This is a genomic window from Sphingomonas panni, from assembly GCF_022664435.1.
GTDB lineage: Bacteria > Pseudomonadota > Alphaproteobacteria > Sphingomonadales > Sphingomonadaceae > Sphingomonas > Sphingomonas panni.
Genome location: NZ_JAKREU010000002.1, coordinates 427713 through 452399 on the forward strand (window position 1 = coordinate 427713; position 24687 = coordinate 452399).

The 24687-nt window shown below is 66.6% G+C and carries 25 protein-coding genes and 1 tRNA gene; 11 read left to right on the forward strand and 15 right to left on the reverse strand.

Annotated features, from left to right (window positions below; all coding sequences use genetic code 11):
• Positions 1-16 precede the first annotated feature (16 nt).
• From MF609_RS06845 to MF609_RS06860, 4 genes are read left to right on the forward strand one after another with little or no spacing between them, the layout of a single operon-like run.
• Entirely contained in the window at positions 17-460 is a 444-nt protein-coding gene (locus tag MF609_RS06845; RefSeq protein WP_242415551.1) for a hypothetical protein, read from the forward strand.
• A complete protein-coding gene (locus MF609_RS06850) occupies positions 453-734 on the forward strand; it encodes a hypothetical protein (RefSeq protein ID WP_242415552.1) in 282 nt (93 codons plus the stop codon). The genes MF609_RS06845 and MF609_RS06850 overlap by 8 nt, the downstream gene beginning before the upstream one ends.
• Positions 731-925, forward strand: a complete 195-nt coding sequence (locus tag MF609_RS06855; RefSeq protein WP_242415553.1) for a hypothetical protein — start codon at positions 731-733, stop codon at positions 923-925. The genes MF609_RS06850 and MF609_RS06855 overlap by 4 nt, the downstream gene beginning before the upstream one ends.
• Positions 915-2033: a tyrosine-type recombinase/integrase gene (locus MF609_RS06860; protein ID WP_242415554.1), complete on the forward strand. Its 1119-nt coding sequence runs from the start codon at positions 915-917 to the stop codon at positions 2031-2033. The genes MF609_RS06855 and MF609_RS06860 overlap by 11 nt, the downstream gene beginning before the upstream one ends.
• Before the next feature lie 103 nt (positions 2034-2136).
• Here MF609_RS06860 and MF609_RS06865 read toward each other — a convergent pair.
• From MF609_RS06865 to alaS, 4 genes are all read right to left on the reverse strand, one after another.
• A tRNA-Met gene (locus MF609_RS06865) sits at positions 2137-2213 on the reverse strand.
• Between the two features lie 53 nt (positions 2214-2266).
• A complete protein-coding gene (locus tag MF609_RS06870) occupies positions 2267-2752 on the reverse strand; it encodes a 2'-5' RNA ligase family protein (protein ID WP_242415555.1) in 486 nt (161 codons plus the stop codon).
• A gap of 26 nt (positions 2753-2778) precedes the next feature.
• Complete coding sequence (locus MF609_RS06875; RefSeq protein WP_419723057.1) at positions 2779-4704, reverse strand: potassium transporter Kup; 1926 nt, start codon at positions 4702-4704, stop codon at positions 2779-2781.
• Positions 4705-5028: 324 nt separating this feature from the next.
• A complete protein-coding gene (gene alaS / locus MF609_RS06880) occupies positions 5029-7674 on the reverse strand; it encodes an alanine--tRNA ligase (RefSeq protein WP_242415556.1) in 2646 nt (881 codons plus the stop codon).
• Positions 7675-7785: 111 nt separating this feature from the next.
• Between alaS and MF609_RS06885 the strand changes: the two genes are divergently transcribed.
• Genes MF609_RS06885 through MF609_RS06900 form a run of 4 tightly spaced genes read left to right on the forward strand, consistent with a single transcriptional unit; the run spans position 7786 to position 11440 of the window.
• The gene (locus MF609_RS06885; RefSeq protein WP_242415557.1) at positions 7786-9120 is read left to right on the forward strand and encodes a dicarboxylate/amino acid:cation symporter; all 1335 of its coding nucleotides are present in this window, start codon (positions 7786-7788) and stop codon (positions 9118-9120) included.
• A complete protein-coding gene (locus tag MF609_RS06890; protein ID WP_242415558.1) occupies positions 9120-9944 on the forward strand; it encodes a tryptophan 2,3-dioxygenase in 825 nt (274 codons plus the stop codon). Before MF609_RS06885 ends, MF609_RS06890 begins: the two co-directional genes overlap by 1 nt.
• A gap of 5 nt (positions 9945-9949) precedes the next feature.
• On the forward strand, positions 9950-11173 hold the full coding sequence (kynU, locus tag MF609_RS06895) for a kynureninase (protein WP_242415622.1): 1224 nt from the start codon (positions 9950-9952) through the stop codon (positions 11171-11173).
• 48 nt (positions 11174-11221) lie between these two features.
• The gene (locus MF609_RS06900) at positions 11222-11440 is read left to right on the forward strand and encodes a DUF3072 domain-containing protein (protein ID WP_242415559.1); all 219 of its coding nucleotides are present in this window, start codon (positions 11222-11224) and stop codon (positions 11438-11440) included.
• A gap of 31 nt (positions 11441-11471) precedes the next feature.
• Here MF609_RS06900 and MF609_RS06905 read toward each other — a convergent pair whose 3' ends face one another.
• Genes MF609_RS06905 through ccmC form a run of 7 tightly spaced genes read right to left on the reverse strand, consistent with a single transcriptional unit; the run spans position 11472 to position 16208 of the window.
• On the reverse strand, positions 11472-12116 hold the full coding sequence (locus tag MF609_RS06905) for a tetratricopeptide repeat protein (RefSeq protein ID WP_242415561.1): 645 nt from the start codon (positions 12114-12116) through the stop codon (positions 11472-11474).
• Positions 12113-12517 carry a cytochrome c-type biogenesis protein gene (locus MF609_RS06910; protein ID WP_242415563.1) on the reverse strand — a complete coding sequence of 135 codons (405 nt, stop codon included), beginning with the start codon at positions 12515-12517 and terminating at the stop codon, positions 12113-12115. Before MF609_RS06910 ends, MF609_RS06905 begins: the two co-directional genes overlap by 4 nt.
• The gene (locus MF609_RS06915; protein WP_242415564.1) at positions 12514-13041 is read right to left on the reverse strand and encodes a DsbE family thiol:disulfide interchange protein; all 528 of its coding nucleotides are present in this window, start codon (positions 13039-13041) and stop codon (positions 12514-12516) included. The genes MF609_RS06910 and MF609_RS06915 overlap by 4 nt, the downstream gene beginning before the upstream one ends.
• Positions 13038-14957 (reverse strand): heme lyase CcmF/NrfE family subunit, encoded by a 1920-nt coding sequence (locus tag MF609_RS06920; RefSeq protein ID WP_242415565.1) that lies wholly within the window; start codon positions 14955-14957, stop codon positions 13038-13040. Before MF609_RS06920 ends, MF609_RS06915 begins: the two co-directional genes overlap by 4 nt.
• Entirely contained in the window at positions 14954-15382 is a 429-nt protein-coding gene (gene ccmE / locus MF609_RS06925) for a cytochrome c maturation protein CcmE (protein WP_242415566.1), read from the reverse strand. Before ccmE ends, MF609_RS06920 begins: the two co-directional genes overlap by 4 nt.
• Entirely contained in the window at positions 15379-15486 is a 108-nt protein-coding gene (gene ccmD, locus MF609_RS06930; RefSeq protein WP_242415567.1) for a heme exporter protein CcmD, read from the reverse strand. Before ccmD ends, ccmE begins: the two co-directional genes overlap by 4 nt.
• Positions 15483-16208: a heme ABC transporter permease CcmC gene (ccmC, locus tag MF609_RS06935; RefSeq protein ID WP_242415568.1), complete on the reverse strand. Its 726-nt coding sequence runs from the start codon at positions 16206-16208 to the stop codon at positions 15483-15485. The genes ccmD and ccmC overlap by 4 nt, the downstream gene beginning before the upstream one ends.
• 129 nt (positions 16209-16337) lie before the next feature.
• On the opposite strand from ccmC, the gene MF609_RS06940 reads away from it, so the two are divergent.
• Complete coding sequence (locus MF609_RS06940) at positions 16338-17093, forward strand: Crp/Fnr family transcriptional regulator (RefSeq protein ID WP_242415569.1); 756 nt, start codon at positions 16338-16340, stop codon at positions 17091-17093.
• A gap of 40 nt (positions 17094-17133) precedes the next feature.
• Here the strand turns inward: MF609_RS06940 and MF609_RS06945 are convergent, their stop codons facing one another.
• Positions 17134-18138 carry a ferritin-like domain-containing protein gene (locus tag MF609_RS06945; RefSeq protein WP_242415570.1) on the reverse strand — a complete coding sequence of 335 codons (1005 nt, stop codon included), beginning with the start codon at positions 18136-18138 and terminating at the stop codon, positions 17134-17136.
• Between the two features lie 17 nt (positions 18139-18155).
• Positions 18156-19121, reverse strand: coding sequence for a ferritin-like domain-containing protein (locus MF609_RS06950; protein WP_242415571.1), 966 nt, complete (start codon positions 19119-19121; stop codon positions 18156-18158).
• A 141-nt stretch (positions 19122-19262) separates the two neighbouring features.
• On the opposite strand from MF609_RS06950, the gene MF609_RS06955 reads away from it, so the two are divergent.
• Complete coding sequence (locus MF609_RS06955; protein ID WP_242415572.1) at positions 19263-19988, forward strand: Crp/Fnr family transcriptional regulator; 726 nt, start codon at positions 19263-19265, stop codon at positions 19986-19988.
• 11 nt (positions 19989-19999) lie between these two features.
• Here MF609_RS06955 and MF609_RS06960 read toward each other — a convergent pair whose 3' ends face one another.
• On the reverse strand, positions 20000-21310 hold the full coding sequence (locus tag MF609_RS06960; protein ID WP_242415573.1) for a sigma-54-dependent transcriptional regulator: 1311 nt from the start codon (positions 21308-21310) through the stop codon (positions 20000-20002).
• Positions 21307-23025, reverse strand: a complete 1719-nt coding sequence (locus MF609_RS06965) for a sensor histidine kinase (protein ID WP_242415574.1) — start codon at positions 23023-23025, stop codon at positions 21307-21309. Before MF609_RS06965 ends, MF609_RS06960 begins: the two co-directional genes overlap by 4 nt.
• Before the next feature lie 237 nt (positions 23026-23262).
• Here MF609_RS06965 and MF609_RS06970 point away from each other — a divergent pair, with 237 nt between their 5' ends.
• Positions 23263-24603 (forward strand): dicarboxylate/amino acid:cation symporter, encoded by a 1341-nt coding sequence (locus MF609_RS06970; protein ID WP_242415575.1) that lies wholly within the window; start codon positions 23263-23265, stop codon positions 24601-24603.
• Positions 24604-24687: the final 84 nt, after the last annotated feature.

Consider the following 24687-nt stretch of genomic DNA (forward strand, 5'->3'; position numbering starts at 1 on the left):
GCACCGATGCCGTCCGATGACCGCGACCCGCACCATCCGCCTGACCTGTGACCGCTGCGGCGCGGAAGTGACGCATGACGATGCGGAAGGACATCGGCCGCGCGATTGGGAACGCTTCGCGCTGTCGAACAACGCACGCGGCCTGCGACTCGATGGCGATTTGTGCCCGTCTTGCGCGGTGCAGGTCGCCGACGCGCTACGTCATCCCGACGCCGCGCCGCCCCCGCCCCCCGCACCGGTGCGGTTGGACCTGACGCTGGAGGATCAACGCCTGCTCATCGCCGACGCCGACGCCGCGATCCGTCGCGCGATCTCGGAGGCGGTCGCCGAGTTTCGCGCGACGCCCACCCGTATGCTCGATCCCGATGCCTTTGCCGACGTCCTGGTCAACGCTGGCGTCCATGCCGAGGCATTGGTCGACCGGATGCGCGCCCGACTGAAGGAGCTTCCCCGTGGCTGACGCGACCGGACCGGAGCCTAGGCTCGCCATGGGCGTGCGCGCACGACGCATCCGCCTGCTATGGACCGCCGTCGATCTTTTCGGACATCAGCGCGCGGCCGACGCACTCGGTATTGAGCGGCGCTCGCTCCGTGCGAAGCTGGAGGCGACGCGCGGCGTCTACGACGACAACCTGCTCCTGGTCGCGACCGCGCTGGATCGGCACGCCACTGTGATGATCGATCATGCCAACACGATCCGCGCGGCGCTTACCGCCGGGGGCGGCGCTGCATGAGCGGCACGAAACGACCCGCGGTCTTTCACCAGATCGACGTCACCCGCGCGATTCGCGGCGCACTCGCCAGCGGCCTGCCCGTCTCGCGGACCGAGATCCTGCCCGACGGCCGTATCGTCGTGTTCCACGAACAGCCTTCGGCGGTGCCGAACAACCCCTTCGACCAATGGCGGCAAAGCCATGCGCGTTAAGCTGAAAGGGCTGACGCGAGCCCGAAAGCGGCTCGCGAACGGGACGACCGTGACCTATTACTACGCGTGGCGCGGCGGGCCCCGGATCAATGAGAAGTACGGCACTCCCGAATTTGTCGAGGCGTTCAACCGCGCGGTCAGCGCGCCGGTGGTGGTGCCAAAGGACACGATCCGGTCACTGTGCGATGCCTTCCTCGATTCGTCCGGCTTCGCCGCCCTGGCTGATCTGACGAAGACCGATTACCGCCGCCACATCCGCATCATCGACGCCGCCTTCGGCGACTTCCCGATCGCGGCGCTGACCGATCCGCGCACGCGCGGTGAGTTCCTCGCTTGGCGCGACCGCCGGGCTCTCCAGTCGCGGCGACAGGCGGATTACAGCTTCGCCGTGCTGGCCCGGGTGCTGTCCTGGTCCGTCGATCGCGGCCTTGCGTTGGTTAACCCCTGCAAGGCCGGCGGCATCACCTACCGGGCTCAGCGGACCACGGCGGTATGGACCGACCAGGACGAAGCCGCCTTTTACGCCAAGGCCCCGGAGCATCTGCACCTCGCCCTACGCCTCGCCCTCTGGACGGGCCAGCGACAGGGCGACCTGCTTAAGCTGACCTGGGCGCAGTACGACGGTGCCTTCATCCGGCTGACCCAGGGCAAGTCGATCCGCCGCGGCGACACCAGCGCAGCGACCCGGATGGTGATCCCCGTCGGACAACCCCTCAGGGCCGCACTGGACGCCGCCAGGGCGGCGATAGACGCCCTACCGGCCGACGAACGCCCGACGGCCTCGACGATCCTCGTGACAAGCCGTGGGACCGCCTGGACCCGCGACGGGTTCAAGACGTCATGGCGCAAGGCATGCGCGGCGGCCGGCGTCGCCGACGTCACCTTCCACGATCTGCGCGGAACGGTCGTCACCCGACTGGCCATCGCCGGCGCCAGCCCGCCCGAGATCGCGACGCTGACCGGCCACTCCCTGCGCGACGTAAACGCGATCCTCGATCGCCACTATCTGAACCGCGACATCCGCATGGCGCAGGCCGCGATCGGCAAGCTCGAATCAGGCACGCAAGCCACGACAAAAATCCCCGCGAAACGCGAGGACAGCAGCTGATTTTGCAAACCAAACTGCAAACCAAGGCCAACCGGCCAACTAATCAAGAAAATCGAAATCAGGGGAAACGCTGACTTCTCAGAGGCTTAACAGCCATGGCGGGTGGTAGCGAAGGAGGGATTTGAACCCCCGACCCCAGGATTATGATTCCCGTGCTCTAACCAACTGAGCTACTTCGCCCCGCCGTATCCCCATCGGGGAGGGCGGCCCTATACGAACGCGAATCGCTGCGGTCAAGCGAACATATGACGGGAAAATGATTCCCATGGTCCGCCGCGGTACCACCAGCTCGCCAAACCCGCGATTTTCAACGGGCGCGGCGCGAATCCGGCCGACAATTCGGCAAGCAACGCCTTGGCCGCCGCCGGCTCCACCTTGTTCTGGATCGTGACGTGCGGCCGCCATCCGGCGCGGTCCTGCGGCGTCAGCATCGATGCGAAGGCGTCCGCTAGATCAGCGCGCAACGATTCGAGGTCGGGTGATTCGATACGATAGGCGACGCCCCGGCCAAGGTTCATCAACCCGCCGACCCGTGCGACCGGCGCCGACACGGCGCGCGTCAGGCCGCTCAGCCGCTGCTTCAGCTCCGGCCCCAGTTCGGGGGCCAGATGGTGGAACATCGTGCAGTGCGCCGCCAGCACGTTGCGCTCGGGCGGGAAATAGGCTCGGCGCTGCCGATCGAACCACGCCTGATCCTCATGCCCGAACAAGGCGGTCACGATGATTGGCGCGGGTTCGGGCGGCGTCAAATCTCCACCTGGCTGCCGAGTTCGACGACGCGGTTGGTCGGCAGGCGGAAAAACTCCATCGCGCTTTCCGAATTCTGCAGCATCCATGCGAACAGCTTTTCGCGCCAGATGCGCATCCCGGGTCGCGACGACGGTAGCAGCGTCTGTCGCGCTAGGAAGAAGCTGGTGTCCATCATCCGGAAATCGCCCCCGCAACAGCCCACCGCCTTCAGCGCACCCGGCACGTCCGGGTCCTGCATGAACCCGAACCGCAGGATCATGCGGTGGAAACCCTGCCCCAGGTCCTCCGCCTTGGTCCTGAGTTCGGGGTCGACATAGGGCGTGTCAGCAATCTTGACCGTCAGCAGGATGACGCGCTCGTGCAGCACCTTATTATGCTTGAGGTTGTGGAGCAGTGCGTGCGGCACGCCATCGGGCGTCGACGTCATGAAGACGGCGGTGCCGGGCACGCGGGTCGCGCTGCTGGCGGCCGACTGGATGAAGACCTTGATCGGCATCGCGGCTTCCCGCATCCGCTCGATCATCAGCTTGCGCCCCTTGGCCCAGGTGGTGAGCAGGACGAAGACGACGATCCCGACGAGCAGCGGGAACCAGCCGCCATCGGGCACCTTGGTCAGGTTCGACGCGAAATAGGCACCGTCGATGCACAGGAAGATCGCCATGAAGGCGAGAACCGCCGCGACCGGCCAGTTCCAAACCCGCTTGATAAGCACCGCGATCATGCAGGTGCTGATGAACATGGTGCCGGTGACCGCGATGCCATAGGCGGCCGCCAGGTTCGACGATTCCTGGAACCCGAAGATCAGCAGCAGGACCATCACCAGCAGCGCCCAGTTGACCGCCGGGATATAGATCTGCCCGGCGGCATCGGCGCTGGTATGTTCGATGCGAAGGCGCGGCATGAGGCCGAGCTGCACCGCCTGCTGCACGACCGAGAAGGCACCGGTAATCACCGCCTGGCTGGCGATGATCGTCGCCAGCGTGGCGAGGATGACGAGCGGAAGACGGAAGTCCTCCGACGCCATGAAGAAGAACGGATTGGACGCTGCATCCGGGTTTTCGAGCAGCAGCGCCCCCTGCCCCAGATAGTTCAACATCAGCGCGGGGAACACGACGTAGAGCCACGCGACCGAGATCGGACGCCGTCCGAAATGGCCCATATCGGCGTAGAGTGCCTCCGCCCCGGTCACCGCCAGCACGACCGATCCGAGCGCCAGGAACGCCATGATCCCGTCCTGTGCGAAGAATCGCACGGCCCAGATCGGGTTCAGCGCCTGAAAGATATCGGGGCGTTCGAGGATGTTGAGAACGCCAAGAAAGGTCAGGGTCGCGAAATAAGCGATCATGATCGGCCCGAACAGCCGCCCTACGCTGGCCGTGCCGACCGCCTGCAACCAGAACAGCCCGATCATGATGACCACCGCGATCGGGATGACGAACGGATCGAATCCGGCATTGACCGTCGCCAGACCCTCGACCGCCGACAACACCGACACCGCCGGTGTGATCATGCAATCGCCGAAGAACAGTGCGGTCGCCAGCACGCCCAGGATGACGAGGCTGGACGTCCAGCGCCCGCCGCCGCTCTTGCGTTGGATGAGGGCAAGCAGCGCGAGGCTGCCGCCTTCGCCGTTATTGTCGGCACGCATGATGATGAAGACGTATTTCAGCGTCACGATCAGCATCAGCGACCAGAAGACGAGGCTGACGACGCCGAAGATGTTCAGCTGGTCGACCGGCAGCCGGTGATGGCCGACGAACGTCTCCTTCATCGCATAGAGCGGCGAGGTGCCGATATCGCCATAGACGATGCCGAGCGCACCGAGCGACAGCTTGGCGAGCGACTGACGCGGTCCGTGATGGCCCGCACCCGTATCGGGCAGGTCGGCGGCTTCGGCGGAAGCCTCTCGGGAGAATATCACCGGCGCGAGAACCGCGCCGAAGTGGCAACGAGTTTGGCCATGTCGACCGCGTCCCAGTGGTTCAAGGCCGGGCCGTTAGCACGCGCAATATGGGCGCGCAATCGTCCACTATATCCGGCAGTCGCTGCATCGGGGATGAACGGGCAGGACGTACCAGTGCCGGCCAATGTTACGTTTGGTCGCAAGATGTTGCCGGGCGTAGGTGCGTCCGGGCCACGATGGTTACGACGGAACCGGACGCCACTCCGGATTCCGGGGTCCCGCTGCTACTGCCGATCGTGGGACGAGCGGGACCCCGGCTCCACGGCCGGGGTGAGAAGATGGTCAGTTTGCCAGCAGCGCGCGAATCGCGGCGAGGGCGTCGTCGCCCTTGCTGCCATCGGGGCCGCCGCCCTGCGCCATGTCCGGGCGACCGCCGCCGCCCTGCCCGCCAAGCGCCGCCACGGCGGCCTTGACCAGATCGACCGCGCTGATGCGGCCGGTCAGATCGCTCGACACACCGACGCCGACCGAGGCACGGCCGTCATTGACCGCCACGAGCGCAACGACGCCCGACGGCACCCGCGCACGCGCTTCGTCGATGGTGCCGCGCAGTGCCTTGGCGTCGAGGCCGTCGATGACCTGGCCCAGGAACGCGATATCGCCGACCTGTTCGGGACCGGCCGGTGCTGCACCGGTACCGCCGCCCATCGCCAGCGCCTTCTTGGCCTCGGCCAGTTCGCGTTCAAGCCGGCGACGATCCTCGACGAGTTGCGCGACGCGCGCCGGCACTTCGTCGGGCGTCGCCTTCAGTGCTGCGGCGGCTTCGCGCAGCTTGGCGTCGCGATTGCCGAGCCATTGCCGCGCGGCCTCGCCGGTCAGGGCCTCCACCCGGCGGACGCCCGACGACACCGCGCCTTCGGACACGATCTTGAACAGGCCGATCTCACCCAGCGCGTTGACGTGCGTGCCGCCGCACAGTTCGATCGAATAGGTGCCTTCGGCATCCTGTCCCATCGACACGACCCGGACCTCGTCGCCATACTTCTCGCCGAACAGCGCCATCGCGCCCATCGCGATCGCATCGTCGGGGGTCATCAGCCGGGTGGTGACGCTGCCATTGCCGCGCACCTGCGCGTTGACGTCGGCCTCGACCAGGGCGAGCGCATCGGCGGCGATCGGCGACGGCTGCGAGAAGTCGAAGCGGAGGCGTTCGGGCGCGACCATCGATCCCTTTTGCGCGACATGGGTGCCGAGCCGTTCGCGCAGCGCCTCGTGCAGCAGGTGCGTCGCCGAATGGTTGGCACGGATCTGCGCGCGGCGCACGGTGTCGATCGTCAGCGCAACGCTGTCGCCGACCTTCAGCGTGCCCGCGTCGATCGTTGCGACATGGGCATGGAGCTTGCCGAGCTGCTTGGCGGTGTCGCTGACGGTGGCCTTCAGCCCCGCCTCGGTTGCCATGGTGCCGGCATCGCCGACCTGGCCACCGCTTTCGGCATAGAAAGGCGTCTGGTTGGTGAGCACCAGCACCTCGTCGCCGACCTGCGCAGAATCGACCCGCGCGCCGTCCTTGACGATGGCGACGACCTGCCCCTCGCCCGCCTCGACCGAATAGCCGATGAATTCGGTCGGTCCGGCGGTTTCGAGGACGTCGAACCAGATATCGTCCGATGCCTTGGCCCCCGAGCCCTTCCACGCGGCACGGGCAGCACGCTTCTGTTCGGCCATCGCCGCGTCGAAACCGGCACGGTCGACGCCGTATCCCTGCGCACGCAACGCGTCCTCGGTCAGGTCATAGGGGAAGCCATAGGTGTCGTAGAGCTTGAACGCGGTCTCACCGGCCAGCGTCGCGCCCTCGGCCAGGTCGGCGGTCGCTTCGTCGAGTAGCTTCAGCCCCTTGTCGAGCGTGCGGCGGAACTGGGTTTCCTCCTGTTGCAACGTCGCTTCGATCAACGGCTGCGCGCGAACCAGTTCGGGATAGGCCGCGCCCATTTCGGACACCAGCGAGCCGACCAGCCGGTGCATCAACGGCTCCTTGGCACCCAGCAGATGCGCATGGCGCATCGCGCGGCGCATGATGCGGCGAAGGACATAGCCCCGGCCTTCGTTGGCCGGCAGCACGCCATCGGCGACCAGGAAGCCGGACGCGCGCAGGTGATCGGCGATCACGCGGTGGCTGGCCCGGGTCGGCCCTTCGGCGCGGGTCGAGGTAAGTTCGCACGACGCGGCGATCAGCGCCTTGAAGGTATCGGTGTCGTAATTGTCCGACACGCCCTGCATTACCGCTGCGATGCGTTCGAGGCCCATGCCGGTGTCGATCGACTTCTTGGGCAGTTCGCCGACGATCTCGTTGGCGTCCTGCTCGAACTGCATGAACACCAGGTTCCAAATCTCGACGAAGCGGTCACCATCCTCATCCGGCGAACCGGGAGGGCCACCGGGGATGTGCTCGCCGTGATCGTAGAAGATTTCCGAGCAGGGACCGCACGGCCCGCTGTCGCCCATCGCCCAGAAATTGTCCTTGGTCGGGATGCGGATGATCTTGTGATCGGGCAGCCCGGCGATCTTCTTCCACAGGGCGAACGCTTCATCGTCGGTGTGGTAGACGGTCGCGGTCAATTTCTCCGCCGGCAGGCCCCAGTCGCGCGTCAGCAGCGTCCAGGCGTTCAGGATCGCCTGTTCCTTGAAATAATCGCCGAACGAGAAATTGCCGAGCATCTCGAAGAAGGTGTGGTGCCGCGCGGTATAGCCGACATTGTCGAGGTCGTTATGCTTGCCCCCGGCGCGCACGCATTTCTGCGACGACGTGGCCGTCACATAGGGCCGCGTTTCGAGACCGGTGAACACGTTCTTGAACGGCACCATGCCCGCATTGACGAACATCAGCGTCGGGTCGTTCTGCGGAACGAGCGGTGCCGACGGCACGCGGGCATGGCCGGCCTTCTCGAAAAAATCGAGGAACGAGCGGCGAACATCGTTGGTCGAGGTCATTCCGGCTCGATACGCAGCGGCGCGCCACTTGCCAAGATGCCCGAATGCACCGGGGGTTGACCCGGACGAAACATTCCCCTCCCTTTGCGCGCAAACGAACAGGGACGACCGATGGCCAAGCGGCTTACGACTTTCATTCTTATCGCGCTGGCGGCGGGGCTGGTCCTCGGCTGGGCGCTGAACGCGGGGCTGGACGATGGCGGCGGCAGCGGCACGGCGGCGCTGAAGAGCATTGCCTATTATCTCTCCGCCGTGACCACCGTGTTCCTGCGGTTGATCAAGATGATCATCGCGCCGTTAGTCTTCTCGACGCTGGTCGTCGGCATCGCGCATATGGGCGACAGCTCGTCGCTCGGCCGCGTGGGGCTGCGCTCGTTCGGCTGGTTCGTGATGGCGAGCTTCATCTCGCTGATGCTCGGCCTGTTGCTGGTCAACCTGCTGCAGCCGGGCGTCGGCCTCGGCCTGCCCGTCCCGCCGGTCACCGCCGATACCGGCGTCGCCAAGCCGGCGTTCGATTTCGTCAAGTTCGTCGGCCATATCTTCCCGGCGTCGGGCATCGAGGCGATGGCGACGAACGAAATCCTGCAGATCGTCATCTTCTCGCTCTTCATCGGCGTCGCGCTGACCGCCGTGGGCGACAAGGGCAAGCCGCTGGTCCGTGCACTGGAGGGCCTCGTCGCGGTGATGTTGCAGGTCACCGATTACGTCATGCGCTTTGCCCCCTTCGCCGTGTTCGCGGCGGTGACCGCGACGCTGGCCGAGCGGGGTCCGGGGATCATCGGCGACCTCGCCTATTTCATGGGCAGCTTCTATCTCGGCCTCGCCACGCTGTGGACGGTGCTGATCGGCATCGCGTTCCTCATCATCGGGCCGCGCGTGAAGATGCTGCTGCGCTATCTGCGCGATCCGATCCTGCTGGGCTTTTCGACCGCATCGTCCGAAGCCGCCTATCCGCGCACCCTCGAAGCGCTCGACCGGTTCGGCGTGCCGCCGCGCATCGCCAGCTTCGTGCTGCCGCTCGGCTATTCGTTCAATCTCGACGGGTCGATGATGTACATGACGTTCGCGTCGATCTTCATCGCGCAGGCATACGGCATCGACCTCAGCTGGGGTCAGATGATCCTGATGCTGCTGGTACTGATGGTCACGTCGAAGGGGATTGCCGGGGTACCCCGCGCCAGCCTGGTGGTAATCGCCGCGACGCTCGGCATGTTCAATATTCCCGAAGCCGGGCTGCTGCTGATCCTCGCCATCGATCACTTCCTCGACATGGGCCGCACCGCGACCAATGTCGTCGGCAACGCCATCGCCGCCAGCGTGATCGCGAAATGGGAGGGCGGGTTCGACACTCCCGAATCGCCGGTGATCGAACCGCTACCAACGCCCTCGGGCCACCCGCGCACCGATGTGCCCGACAGCTTCCGTGACATGGGCGGATCGCAATAATGGAGAGCCGCGAGGCGGATCGGCCGGCCCCGCCCGAACGGGGTCCGACCTATACCAGCTATCTGCGGCTCGACACGCTGCTGACCTGCCAGACGCCGCTGTCGGACACGCACGACGAACTATTGTTCATCATCATCCATCAGGCGTCCGAGCTATGGATCAAGCTGTGCCTGCACGAGCTGGAGGCGGCGCGGCAGGCGATCATCGCCGACCGGCTGGGCAGCGCGTTCAAGATGATGGCCCGCGTCGCCCGCGTGCAGCAGCAGCTGATCCAGAGCTGGGAGGTGCTGGCGACGATCACCCCGGCCGATTATTCGGCAATGCGGGGGAAGCTTGGCGGCAGTTCGGGGTTCCAGTCGGTCCAGTATCGCCTGCTCGAATATATGCTCGGTGCCAAGAAGGCGGCGATGCTGGCGGCACATGACGGCGATGCGCCGGCACAGGCCGTCCTGACAGACGCGCTTGCCCGCCCCAGCCTGTATGACGAAGCGCTGCGGCTACTCGCGCGGCGCGGGTTCGCCATTCCCGCCGACCGGCTGGAGCGCGACTTCACCCAGCCCTATGTCGCATCGCCCGTCGTCGAGACGGCATGGCAGGCGGTGTATCAGGACCCCGATCGCTGGTGGGACCTGTACGAACTGGCCGAGAAACTGGTCGACCTCGAATATCGCGTGCAGCTGTGGCGGTTCGGCCATCTGAAGACGATCGAACGGATCATCGGCTTCAAGCGCGGCACCGGCGGGACGGCGGGCGTTCCCTATCTGGCAAAGGTGATCGACGACGTGTTCTTCCCGGAATTGCTCGCGGTGCGGGTGGCGCTATGAGCGCGATGACGCTGGCCGAAGCGGAGGCGCTCGACGCCGCCGATCCGCTGCGCGGGTTTCGCGACCGGTTCGCGCTGCCCGAAGGGGTGATCTATCTCGACGGTAACTCGCTGGGCGCCCTGCCCCAGGGCACGCCTGCCCGGTTGCAGGCGGTGACGACCGGTGAATGGGGCGAAGGGCTGATCCGCAGCTGGAACGCACATGACTGGATCGGCGCGGCACGGCGGATAGGTGCGAAGATCGCGCCGGTCATCGGCGCACGCCCGCACGAAGTGGTCGTTGCCGATTCAACCTCGGCCAATCTCTACAAGCTCCTTGTCGCCGCGCTTAAGGCACGACCGGAGCGAAAGACGATCCTGTCCGAACCCGGCAATTTCCCGACCGACCTCTATATGGCGGACGGCGCGGCATGGAGCGTAGGTGACGCACGGGTGCGTACGGTGCCGGCTGCCGACATTGTCGAGCCGATCGACGACGACGTTGCGGTCGTGCTGCTGACCCATGTCCATTACAAGAGCGGCGCGATGCTCGACATGAGCCGCATCACCGCCGCTGCACAGGCGAAGGGCGCGCTGATCCTTTGGGACCTTAGCCATAGCGTCGGCGCGGTGCCGGTCGACCTGAACGGCTGCAATGCGGATCTGGCGGTCGGATGCGGCTATAAATATCTGAACGGCGGCCCCGGCGCGCCAGCCTTCCTGTATGTTGCGGAACGGCATCAGGCGACGTTGCGGTCGCCACTGTCGGGCTGGATGGGCCATGCCGCGCCGTTCGATTTTGGCGACGATTATGCGCCGGCGGCGGACATCTCCCGCTTCCAGTGCGGCACCCCCTCGATCCTCGCCATGGCGGCGCTGGAGGAGGGAATTGCGCAGTTCGATGGCGTGGACCGCGCTGCGCTGTTTGCCAAGTCCCGCGCGCTGGGTGATGCGTGCATCGCCTTGGTCGAGGCCCACTGCCCCGACCTTACGCTCATCAGCCCGCGTGATGCGACACGGCGCGGCAGCCATGTGTCGTTCCGCCACCCTGACGCTTATGCGATCTGCCAGGCGCTGATCGATCGCGGCGTGATCGGCGATTTTCGCGCGCCGGACGCGCTGCGCCTCGGCTTCGCGCCACTCTATATCGGGTTTGCGGACCTGTGGCGCGCGGTCGATATCCTGCGTCAGGTGCTGGCCGACGGCAGCTGGGACGATCCGAAATATCATGCCCGCAACGCGGTGACTTGACGGAACGAATTGAGAACGGACCGGTTGATCGCGGTGAAAGGAACGATGATGACCGACCATCCGAACCCCAAGAGCGAACCCTTTTCCAACGCGGAAAAGGACCCGGACGACTGGACGACCGGCGACGAAGCGATGACCGGCGCCCAGGCATCCTATCTGAAGACGTTGAGCGAGGAAGCCGGCGAACCGTTCGACGATTCGCTGACCAAGGCCGATGCATCGAAGGCCATCGACGCCTTGCAGGAGAAGACCGGCCGCGGCGCATAAATTGGGGCGCGGTCGGGTGGCAGTCGCCGCCCTACCGCGCCGATGCCACCGGCCGCATCGCCATCAGCCGGTCGAGCAGGACGAGCCGCATCGCCAGATCCTCGCGATAGGAAGCGGTGCGCGGCGTGCGGGCCAGTGCGGCGAGCCACGCTTGTTTGGCACCGGGCAGATCACCCGTCTGGATCAACGCCATGCCGTAGTAGAAATATGGCCCAGGATGATCGGGCGCAGCCCTCATCCCGCGCGTGAAGGCGGTGCGGGCGGCAGGCGACAACACCTGCCCGCCGTCATGCGCCAGGATCGCCGACCCCAGCCGCGTCCACAACCGCCCACTGTTCGGCGCACGCTGCAACCCGCCCAGTATCGCATTCGCCGCTGCCTGCGTCGCGCCGGCACGCGCCAGGCCATCGGCGGCGACGGCATAGGCGTAATCATAGGTGAACCGGCCCCAGATCGCGTCGCGCAGGTCGTCGGCGGCCATATCCGGTGGCTGCATCGTCCGTTGGGCGGTGCGCGGCTCGCCGGCGATTGTCGGCCGCCCCTGCCACGCATAGCCCGCCGCACCGAGCATCAGCGCCGCGCCGACGAAGCCCCAAAGCGGCTTGGTAACGCGCATCGCGACCAGCAAACCGAACACCGCCAGCAGCAGCAGCGCGAGGATCAGCCACCCGTTCATCGCCGCCGCCCCTTCAGACTACGCCGCGCCAGCAGGCCGCCGATGACGAGCAGCGCGATGGGGGCCAGCCACAGCGGCCCGGTCGCTCCCGACAGCGGCGGGTCGTAGCTGACATAATCGCCATAGCGCTCGATCAGCCAGTCCCGTACCGCGACCGGCTGTTCCCCGGCGGCGATCCGCTGCCGGACCAGCGCGCGCATGTCGGCGGCCATGTCGGCATCGCTGTCGGCGATCGACTGGCCCTGGCAGACCAGGCAGCGCAGCGTTTCCATCAGCGCCTTGGCGGAGCGTTCCTGCGCCGCGTCGGGCAATTGCGTGTCGGCGAGCGCGGGGGGCGGCACGCGCGACTGTCCGAAGGCGGGCGCGGCGATGAGCAGGGTCAGAGCAAAGAACGGCTTCATTGCGCAGCCTGCAGTTTTTCGAGCAGCACCGGCACATCGCTATCGTTGATCGCACCGATATGCTGATGCGCGATCCGCCCCTGCCCGTCGATGACGAAGGTTTCGGGCACGCCCGACGACCCGAGTGCCAGCTGGACCGAACTGTTGCGGTCATCGCCGATCGCGGCGAAGGGATCGCCATTGGCCGACAGGAAGCGCGCAACGTCGGCGGGCGTGTCGCGGATCGCGATGGCGTCGATCGTCGCGCCGGCGCGCGCGAGCTTGGCCAGTTGCGGCGCTTCGGCGGCACAGGGCACGCACCAGCTGCCGAAAACGTTGAGGAGCCGGGGTTTACCCGTCCGGAACGCAGCCGTCGCCAGGCCCGGCTTGCCGGGTGCGGCGGGTGGCAGCGTGAACGCCGGCAGCGGCTTACCGATCAGGCGCGACCGGACCTGCCGGTCGCTCTGCTGCGGCAGCATCCACGCGAACAGACCGGCGATCGCGACGAACGCGAGCAGCGGCACCCACAGCAGTCGACGGTTCATCGCGCCCTCCGCCGTCGCACGCGCCCGACCAGCGCGATGGCCCCGCCCAGCGCGATCAGCCCGCCGCCGGCCCAGATCAGCGTGACGAACGGCTTCCACCACAGTCGCAGCTGCCGCCGCCCGCCCGTGTCGTCGCGGCCCAGCACGGCATAGAGCTGCCCGTCCCAATAGGTTGCGAGCGCAGCTTCGCTGGTTTCGGTCGGCGGGTTGGCGAAGAACCGCTGTTCGGGCCGCATGACGAAGGGGCTGGCGGAACCACGCGTCACCGTCAGATGCCCTTGCACCGCCGACCAATTATCGCCGACCACCGGCTTGATCCCGTCGAAGCGGATATCGAACGGTCCGACCCGGTGATGTTCGCCCGGTGCCGCCGCGACCAGTCGTTCCTGCGTGAACGCGCTGTCGCTGGCCATGCCGGCCAGGCTGACCGCGATGCCCAGATGCGCGACGACCATGCCCCAAATCGGCAGCGGCGTGCGCCACGGGCTGCGCCCGACCAGCGGCAGCACGCTGGCAACCGCCAGCCCGGCCGCCAGCGCCAGGCCGAACTTCGGCAACCAGCCGCTGTCCACCCACAGCATTGCCGCAAGAAACGCAACGATCGTCACGGCGCCCGGCACCGCAACGCGTCGCAGCACCGCCATCCCCTGATCGCGCCGCCAGCGCAGCAACGGCCCGACCGCCATGCCCGCGACCAGCAACAGTGCGATCGGCCCGGCAGCGCGATTGAAGAACGGCGGCCCGACCGACAGTTGGACTCCGAACGCCTCGGCGACGAGCGGATAGAGTGTCCCGATCAGCACGATGCCAAGGATCACCGACAGCAACAGATTGTTGAAAACCAGCCCGCCTTCCCGGCTGACGGGTTCGAACAGCGCCCCCTGCCGGACGGTGCCGACCCGAAAGGCGAACAGCGCCAGCGCTCCGCCGATGTAGAGGATCAGCAGCGCAAGGATGAACCCGCCCCGCGTCGGATCGACGGCAAAGGCGTGGACGCTGGTCAGGATGCCCGACCGGACGAGGAAGGTGCCGACCATCGACATTGAGAAGGCGACGACCGACAACATGATTGTCCACGCGCGAAGCCCGTCACGCGTCGCCAGCACCGTCACCGAATGGAGCAATGCGGTCGCCGCGAGCCATGGCATCAGCGACGCGTTTTCGACCGGGTCCCAGAACCACCAGCCGCCCCAGCCCAGCTCGTAATAGGCCCAATAGCTGCCGGCCGTGATACCGATGGTCAGGAAAATCCACGCACCCAGCACCCAGGGCCGCATCGCGCGGGCGAAATCGCGCCCGACATCGCGGGTGACCAAAGCCCCAACCGCGAACGAAAAGGCGACCGAAAGACCAACATAACCGAGGTAGAGCGTCGGCGGATGGAAGGCGAGCCCGGGATCCTGCAACAACGGGTTGAGGCCCAACCCGTCGCGCGGCACTGGCGACAGCCGCGCAAAGGGGTTCGAGGCGAACAGCAGGAAGGCGTAGAAGCCGGCGGCGATCGCCGCCTGCGCCGCCAGCGTCGCGGCATGGGTCCGCGTCGCCAGCAACCGTTCGAACAGCGCGATCCCCGCCCCTGCGAGCGCCAGCACCGTTACCCAGAGCAGCATCGACCCTTCGTGATTGCCCCAGGTCGCGGCGACCTTGTACAGCATCGGCTTGGCCGAATGGCTGTTTTCGGCGACCAGCAGCACCGACAGGTCGGTCCGCGCGAAGACGGCGATCAGCGCGGCAAAGGCTCCGGCGGCCAGCACCCCCTGCGCCACCGCGACCGGCCGCACCGCTGCCAGCAGGTCGCGGACGATCGCGGGCGGCTCGGCGGCACGCGACGACAGCGCGATCGACGCCATCGCCAGTTGCAGCAGCGCCATCGCCGCCGCCAGCCACAAAGCCGCCAGACCTGCCTCGGCGATCACTGCACGATACTCTCGCTCTTGTGCATCTTGCCCGCGACCTGCGGCGGCATATAGCGCTCGTCATGCTTGGCAAGCAGGTTGTCGGCGACGAACCCCCCACCCCGCACGAAGCGTCCTTCCGCCACCACGCCGGAGCCTTCGCGGAACAGGTCGGGGACGATCCCGGCAAAGCGCACCGGGACGGTAGCCTTGCCATCGGTCACGGTGAAGTCGATCGTGACACCATCGGCCGCGCGGCGCACCGATCCGGCCGTGACCATGCCGCCCAGTCGCACCGGCTTGTCGAGCGGGGCGGCGGCGGCATCGGCAGGCGCATAGAAGAACGCCGCCTCTTCGCCCAAGGCCGACATGGCGAGCAGCACCGCGCCGACGATCGCGACCACCGCCAGCAGCGCCAGCGTCATGCGTTGCCGTTTCGGTGTCATTTCCGCTCCGCCCGGCGCATCGCGACCCATGACGCGACAGTGATCGCGGCGATCCCGCCCAGCGTCACGCCGTAGGCGGCCACGATGAAAGCCCAATGGTTCATGCCGCCGCCCGCCGACGCATCCGCGCCTCCGCCTTGATCCGCGCCAGATCGGTACGCATCCGCATCAGGACGATCCCACCGAACAACAGGCTCGCCCCGCCGGTGGTGAAGAAGAGCGGCCACAGGATCGACGGGTCGATGGTCGACTTGGTCAGCGTGATGCTCGGCCCCTGATGCAATGTCCGCCACCACAGCACCGAATAGCGGATAACCGGCAGCAACGCGGTGCCGGCAATGCCGAACAACGCCGGAATACGTCCATCGCCGTCGCGGTCGGCATCGGCACGGGCCAGCGCCAGATAGGCAAGATAGACGAAGAACAGCAGCAGCATCGACGTCAGTCGCCCGTCCCATTGCCACCACGTCCCCCAGGTCGGCCGTCCCCAGATCGATCCGGTCATCAGGCAAAGCGCGGTGAACAGCGCACCGGGCAGCGCGATCGCCCGCGCGGCCACGGCAGCCAACGGGTGGCGCCACACCAGATAGACGATGCTGGCGATGGCAAGGCTGGACCAGCCCCCCATCCCCAGCCAGGCGGCAGGCACATGAACATAGAGGATACGGACGCTGTCGCCCTGCAGATAGTCCGCCGGCGTCTGCGTCAGCCCCGCCCAGCAGCCGAAGCCGAACAGCACAAGGCCGGCCCACACCAGTATCGGCGTCAGCGGACGGGCGATCGCAAGGAATCGGCGTGGATTGGCAAGGGCGTGTATGCTGGGCACGGTCGCGCCCTGTCTATGCAAGGTGCAGGCAAACGGCAATGCGGATCGCGCGCGCTTAATTGCCGGGAAAGAGTCGACGCGTATCGGTTGGTATTTGCCTTGTCGCAATTGCCGTGGAAAATGCCTGTCATGACAACCGTATCAAGCGACATCGCGAACCGCACGGCCCCTGTTCCCGCGACGAACCCCGAAAACCGGCTCTTGGCGGCGCTCAGCCCGTCGGACCGTGCCCTGCTGGAACCTGCGCTGGAGCGCGTCACGCTGGCGGTCGGCGACACGCTGCTGCACGTCGGGCAGCCGATCGAGCATGTCTATTTTCTCGAAGGCGGCATTGCCGCCGTGCTGGAGGTTATCGACGGCGAACGGCAACATGCGGTCGGGTTGCTCGGGGCGGACGGCTATGTCGGCTGGCCGGTCCTGCTGGGCGACGACCGGTCGCCGCACGACGTGGTACTGCGCGCCGAACCCGGCACCGCGCTCAGGATATCGACGGCGCAGCTGCTGGAAGCGACCGAGCGGAGCGAAACGCTGCGCGCCGCGCTGCTGCGGTTCATCCAGGTATTCCTGATCCAGATGGGGCGGACCGTCGTGTCCGCGCTGTCGCATCCGGTCGAGCGACGGCTGGCGCGCTGGATCCTGTTGTATCACGACCGGGTCAGCGGCGACGAGATCGTCATGACGCACGAGGAATTTCGCCTGATGCTGGCGGTACGGCGCAGCAGCATCACCGATGCGTTGCACCGGTTGGAGGAAACCCTCGCCATCAAATCGGTGCGCGGCCGAGTCATCGTCCGCGACCGGGACAAGCTGCTGGAGATGGCCGCGATGACCTATGGCGCGCCCGAGGAAGCCTATCGGCGGCTGGTCACCCCGCCGCCAGCCTGAGGTGGGGCGGCGTTCCGCACACCGGAACGCCGCCCTCCCATCAGTTTGCCGCGCTTGAGCGGATCGTGCCGTTGACGCCGTTCGGGAAGAACCCGCCCGCCGTCTTCGCCGTCCGGTCGAGATAGACGATGTTGAGCACTTGGCCCGGCGTCCGGCTGAACGCGATGCCGCTGCCATCGGTCGGCACGATGTTCGACGCGGTGGCATTTCCCGAACCGGTCGCACGAATGCCTTGGTCGAGATCGCTGCTGCCGTCGAGGCTGTCGCGCGCGGTCGAGATCGCTTCGGTCGCGTCGATCAGCGACGGTGTCGCCACGCCCTTGCGATACAGCACCGTACGCACCAGGCCGGCGTGATAGGCTTCCGCCGCGTGGATGCCGGCCGCAGCTTCGAGGAAGGTCTTGTTGCTGACGAAGCCGACCGCCCCCTTGTACGCGGTCACGCCGACATCCTCGAAGATGAACGCACCGAGCAGGAAATTCTCGTCGGTGGCATAGACGTCGAACGCCGCACCCGCACCGATCAACCCGGCGGCACGCGCCGCGTTGGAGAAGGCGCTGGTCGAGGTCACGCCGATATCGATCGCGGGTTGCGCGACCGCCGATCCGCCCAGCGCGCTGCGCAGGAAGTTGACGTGTGCGATCTCGTCCGCCGCGATTTCGCGGGCATAGCGCGCGACCAGGGGATCGGTGAAGTTGACCTGCCGCCCGCCGGTGACCGCGCCCTGCGTGCCGGTACCGGTCAGGCTGCTGTTGGGCAGGCCCGCGCCGGTTGCGGCGAAGGAATAGAACTGCGCCTCGAGATATTCGAGGTTCAGCGCGAAGTTCAGTACGTCCGCGTCGGTCAGCGCGGTGGTCGCGGTCGGCGTCGGGGTCGGCGTCGGTCCGGGGGTGATGAAACCGCCGCCGCTGTCGCTGCACGCCGCCAGTACCGATGCGCCCGCCGTGGCGACCGCGGCACCGCCGGCGAAGCGCATGAATTCGCGACGCGCGTTGCGCCGCTGGTCGCAGGCTTCGAGGACCTGCAGGATGGGATCGTTATGCATCTTGTCTCTCCTCAGGTTCAGTTGGCGGCGCTGGCGCGGATGTTGCCGTTCACCCCGTTCGGGAAGAAGCCGCCGCCATTCACCTGGGCGTTGTTGAGATAGACGATGTTGAGCGTCTGTCCGGCCGAGCGGCTGTACGCGATGCCGTTCGTGTCGAGCGGCGCGATGTTGCTGGCGTTCGGATTGCTCGACAGCGGGGTCAGCCCCTGATCGAGATCGGTGCTGCCGTCGAGGCTGTCGCGTGCGTTCGAAATCGCGTCGGTCGCCTGGATCAGCTGCGCCGAGGGGGTCGCGATCCCCTTTGCATAGAGCGTCGTGCGCACGATCGCGGCGTGATAGGCCTCGACCGCGAGGATGCCCGCAGCGGCTTCGAGGAACGTCTTGCTGCTCAGCAACGGTGCCGCACCCTTATAGGCGGTGACGCCGACATCCTCGAAGATGAACGCGCCGAGCAGGAAATTCTCGTCGCTGGCATAGGGATCGAACGATGCGCCTGCACCGATCAGGCCCGCCGCGCGTGCCGCCGCCGAGAATGCGCCGTTCGCCGATGCGCTGATATCGATCGCCGGCTGCGCGACCGCCGCACTGCCCAGCGCCGTGCGCAGGAACTCGACATGGGCGCGTTCGTCGGCTGCGATCTCGCGGGCATATTGCGCTACCAGCGGATCGGAAAAGCTGACCTGGCGCCCGCCGGTGACCGCCCCTTGCGTGCCGGTGCCGGTCAGGATCGAGTTGGGCAGCCCACTGCCGAACGCCGCAAAATAATAGAATTGCGCTTCGAGATATTCGAGGTTCAGCGCGAAGTTCAGAATGTCCGCATCGGTCGGACCGCTTTGTGCATTGGCCTGGTCGGAATGCGCCATAACAAAAGCGGCGCCGCCAACCGCAGCGGCACCGCCCAGCATCTTGAAGAAATCGCGCCGCTCCCCGCGCCGCTTCGCCCGCGCATCAAACGCGTGCGTCACCAACATTTGCTCGTCCATGACACCGTCTCCCTGGATCGTTGTCACGACCTAACGAAACGACGATGCCGAACGATGCGCGAAATCGTACCGATGTACGGTTCCGTACAAGATGCCTGGGACGGCTGGATTGCGCCAAATCTTGCAGGCACAAGACGGGAAATGGCTTTCGCAATGCATATCGATCGCTCGGGCGAAACATCTACTATCATCCCGACGACGGAGAATCGGTTGTTGGGCGCAATGCGTCCCGACACGCGGCGGAAATTGGCGCTCGTCGCCACCCGGGTCATTCTGCAACCCGGGGATATTCTTACCCGCAGCGGTGAGGCGATCGAACGACTGGTCTTTCCCGAAGGCGCTCCGGCGATGCTGTCGCTGTCGACGGGCGGATCGTCGCAGGATGTCGGCATGATCGGCCGCGACGGCGTGGTCGGATGGTCGCGCTTGTTCAGCGACCAGCCGACGCCGTTCACTGCGCGTGCGCATATTCAGTCGGGCAGCGCGATCGTCATCCCGGCGCAGGCGGTCGTCGAGGCGGCGAACGAGGACAATGCGCTGCTGAAGGCGATATTGAGCTTCGGCCAGCGTTTCTCGATGCAGACGGCGCGGACGCTGGCATCGGCACTGCGCGACATTCCCGAACGGCGCATCGCCCGGCTGCTGCTGATGATCGACGACCGGATCGACGGCGATACCATGTCGGTCACCCATGCCTCAATCGCCGCGACGCTGAACCTGCGCCGTGCGACCGTTACCGACTGCCTCCACATCCTGGAGGGCGAGCATATGGTGCGGTGTTCGCGCGGACGGATCATGATGCGCGACCGTGCCGCGCTGGAGGCGCGTGCCGGCCTTGCCTATGTCGCCGAGGACGGGCTGGAATAAGGCGAAGCTCCTTACTGCCCGCGCAGGCTCCTGAGATCGATGCCCAGCCGCTGCACCTTGTAGTAGAAGGTCTTGCGCGGAATGCCGAGGCGTTCGATCGCCGCTCCGATCTCCCCGCCGGTCGCGGCGATGGCGGACAGGATCGCCTCCCGCTCGAACGCCGCGATCCGTTCGGGCAGCGGGCGGGTGGCGTCGCTGCCGCCGTCGCTCCCGCCGCTACCCTCCAGCCCCAGTACGAACCGGTCGGCGAAATGCGCCAGTTCGCGGACATTGCCCGGCCAGTCGTGTCGCGCCAGCAGGTCGCGCGCGGCGTGGGTCAGCGGCGGCACGTCGCGCCGCAGCCGCTTGGCCGACAGGTCGACCAGATGCGCGAACAGCAGCGGCACATCGTCGCGTCGTTCGCGCAGCGGCGGAATGCGTAGCCGGACGGCAGCCAGCCGATAGAGCAACGCAGGCGCGATGGCATCCGGCCCGCGCTGCGCCTCTTCGGCGGCGGTGGCAATGACCCGGATATCGACCGGCACCACATCGCGTGGCCCGCGGATAGCTCGGTCCTCGATCACCTGCGTCAATCGCCCCTGCAGCCCGCGCGACGCCTGGTCGATATCGTCGAGGAACAGCGTCCCGCGCTGCGCGCCGACGATGCCGCGATCGCCGATGGTCGCGAACAATTCGTCCTCGATCGCCTGTCCCGGCAACGCGGCGCAGGCGATGGCGACGAACCGATGCCGCGCGCGGCGCCCCGCGCGGTGGATCGCGCGGGCGAGCAATTCCTTACCCGTCCCCGTCTCCCCCTCGATCAGCAGGTCGATATCCGCATCGGCGAGGACCGGTATCATTTCCCGCAGCCGCGCAATCGCGGGCGAGCGCCCGACCAGCGCCATCTCCTCGCCGCTGGCGGCCTCGGCTCGCAACCGGCGATTGTCGAGCGCCAGCGACCGCGCCGCCATCGCCCGGGTCGCCGCGGCGATCAGCGCATCGGGATCGAACGGCTTGGACAGGAAATCCCATGCCCCGTTCTTGATCGCATCGACCGCCGTCTCGACATCGGCGTGACCGGTAACCAGCACGACGGGCAGGGTCGGATCGCGTTCGCGCAGGGTGCGGAACAGTTCGATGCCCGACATGTGCGGCATCCGCACATCGGTAACGACGATCCCGTCGAAATCGGCATCGATCGCCAGCAACGCCGGCGGGGCGGCCGGAAAGGTGACGACGTCGAAGCCGGCGAGCGTCAGCAGCTGCGCCGTCGACAGGCGCAGATCCTCGTCATCCTCGACCAGTGCGACCCGGCCCGCACGGGGCATCGGAAACCCGCTCATGGCACCCGCCGCAGCGTCACTTCGAACCGCGCCCCCCGTTCCGACGGCAATAGCCGCAAGGTTCCACCCATATCGGTCATGATATCCTGTGCGATCACCAGGCCCAGTCCCAGCCCGTTGGCGCGACTGGTGACGAACGGGGTAAACATGCGTTCGGCGACACTCGGATCGATGCCGGGACCATTGTCGGCGACGATCAGCGATATGGTTTGCGGATCGGCGTGCAGTTCGATGGCGATGCGCGGGTCGGGGGTCCCGGCCAATGCCTCGACCGCATTCCGCAACAGGTTCACCAGCACCTGCTCCAGTCGCACCCGACCCGCGATCACCATCAGGTCGTTGGGAATCGGTGGCACATCGAAGCCGACGGTCGACAGCCGTTCCTTCAGGATCAGGCGCGCGCCGTCGATGACCTCCGCGAGCCGGATCGGCCCGATCGTGCCGCTCCCCTTGCGCGCAAAGCCACGCAGCTCGGCGGTAACCAGCCCGATGCGATCGGTCAGGCGGGCGATAGCACCCAGATTGTCGTCCACCGCGCCCGTATCGCCGCGTGTCAGCAGCTGACGGGCGGCGGCGACATAATTGCGAATCGCGGCCACCGGCTGCGCCGTCTCATGCGCCACGCTGGCAGTGATCTGCCCCAGCGCCGCCAGCCGGTTGGCCTGTCGCAAGCCGTCGCGCAGTTCGGCCGCACGCGCTTCGGCGGCGATCCGTTCCTCGATCTCCGCGCGCAGTTCCTGCGTCCGCTCAGCGACCGCCGCTTCCAGTTCGACGGTGCGCATCGCGCGACGGCGCGACCGTTGCCACAGGCCCCACACGGCCCCGACCAGCGCCAGCGTCAGCGCCGCCGCCGCCAGTGCGCTGGTCCTGACCGTGTCGCCGATCGTCGGCGGCAACGGCATCGCCAGATGGACCTGCCACCCTTCCTCCCCCGGCGGGTTCACGGCATGTTGCAGCGTCCGCCGCTGTCCGTTCAGCCGCAGCGAGTCGCCGAGCATGGCGAAGGGCGGCATCTTCAGCGTGGCGGCACCGCTGTCGGCACGCACGGCGGCCGCCACCGCCGGCGCGATGCTGCGCGTGGTGGCGAAGCGCCAGCGCGGTTCGCTCGAAATCAGGATGACCCCGGCCGCATCGGTGACGAAGGTGATGCCGCCCGCCGCGCGCCATTCGCGCTCGATCCGGTCGAACTCCAGCTTCACCACGACCACGCCCCCCTCGGGCGTACGGCGGCTGAGATAGAGGCCTGGGCGATGGCTGACCGTGCCGAGCGCGAATTGGGTGCCGGCCCCGGTCCGCACCGCATCCCGGTAATAGCGCCGAAAGGCATAGCTGCTCCCGACAAAGCTGCCCGGTTCCCCGGCGTTGCTGGCCGCGATCGCGACCCCGTCGCGACCGACGACATAGATGACGCTGGCCGAGGTGGAGCGGGCCAGCGCGGCCAGCTTCGCATTCAGCGTCAGCCGCGCCGCCGCATCACCGCGTACCGCCGCGATGACGTCGCGGTCGTCGGCCAGCGCAAGCGGCAGCAGCCGGAAGCGTGCGATCTCGCTGGTCAGCAACCCCTGCCGCAACCGGGCATCGCTATCGATCTTGGCGAACGCTTCGGCCTGGGCGCGGCGCTCGACGGCTCGGCCGACCAGCGTCGCCACGCCGATACTGAGCAGCAGCCCGCCCAATATCCAACCGATCCACCATGTCCCCGCCCGCCTGCGCATGGACGGGTTGTACGTGGCCATCCTGCCATGTGCAACAATCTGCACTCTGCGCGGCAAAGCTGGCGAAAATCAAGGCAAAATCCGGCTGTCTGTTAATGATATTCGTTATTTTCCAATGGCTTGCCAAATACGATTGCAATCACGACAAGCCTGGTTGCGTGCGGTTTAATCGTTCCAGAAGCGCCAACCGCCGCAAAGAGTCGGGACCGGCGCAAACAGAGGATGAAAGGTCGCCGCATGAAATTTGCCACCGACACCGCTCACCCGCCGGTACCCCCGGCCGCGAAGCCATGGTACAAGCATCTGTACGCGCAGGTCCTGGTCGCCATCGTTGCAGGCGTCCTGCTCGGACATTTCTACCCTTCGACCGGCGAAGCGCTCAAGCCGATCGGCGATGCCTTCATCAAGCTGGTGAAGATGATCATCGCCCCGGTCATCTTCCTGACGATCGTCACCGGCATCGCCGGGATGCGCGACCTGTCCAGCGTCGGCCGCGTTGCGGGCAAGGCGTTCGCCTATTTCCTGACCTTCTCGACGCTTGCGCTCATCATCGGCATGATCGTCGGCAACGTCGTACAGCCGGGCGCGGGGCTCAACATCGATCCCTCGACGCTCGATACGTCGAAGATCACCGAATATGCCGAAAAGGCGCATGATTCGACGATCACCGGATTCCTGACCGGGATCATCCCCGACACGTTCATCTCGGCCCTGACCGAGGGCAACATCCTGCAGACGCTGTTCGTCGCGATCCTGTTCGGCATCGGCCTCGCCATGATCGGCGACAAGGGCGAACGCGTGCTCGACGCGCTGAACGACATCTCGATCGCCTTCTTCAAGGTCGTCGCGATCGTCATGAAGGCGGCCCCGATCGGTGCGTTCGGCGCGATGGCCTTCACCATCGGCAAATACGGCATCGGCACGCTGTTCAGCCTCGCCGCGCTGGTCGGCACCTTCTACCTGACCGCCTTCCTGTTCGTGACGGTCATCCTGGGAGCGGTCGCGCATTTCTGCGGCTTCTCGATCTTCAAGCTGATCTCGTACCTGAAGGCCGAACTGCTGCTGGTGCTGGGGACCTCGTCGTCGGAAAGCGCCCTGCCCTCGCTGATCGAAAAGATGGAGCGCGCCGGCATTCCGAAGTCGATCGTCGGCCTGGTCGTGCCGACCGGCTATTCGTTCAATCTCGACGGCACCAACATCTACATGACGATGGCGGCGCTGTTCATCGCCCAGGCATGCAACGTCGAACTGACGCTCAGCCAGCAGATCCTGCTCCTCGCCGTGGCGATGCTGTCGTCGAAGGGCGCGGCTGGCGTCACCGGTGCGGGCTTCATCACCCTCGCCGCCACGCTGTCGATCGTCCCCAGCGTGCCGGTTGCTGGCATGGCGCTGATCCTCGGCGTCGACCGCTTCATGAGCGAATGCCGCAGCCTCACCAACTTCATCGGTAACGCGGTAGCAACCGTCGTGGTCGCAAAGTGGGAAGGCAAGCTCGACAAGCACCAGTTCGACGAGGCCCTGGCCGGTCGCAGCGTGCGGGTCGATCAGATGCCCGAAGGCGCAGTTCCCGCCGAGTAACGGTGGAATCGGGGGGAGCCGGTGCAAGGAGGAAGACTCCGCACCGGCTTCCGGTTTTCTGCCCTACGAGGCACCGGAGAGAGA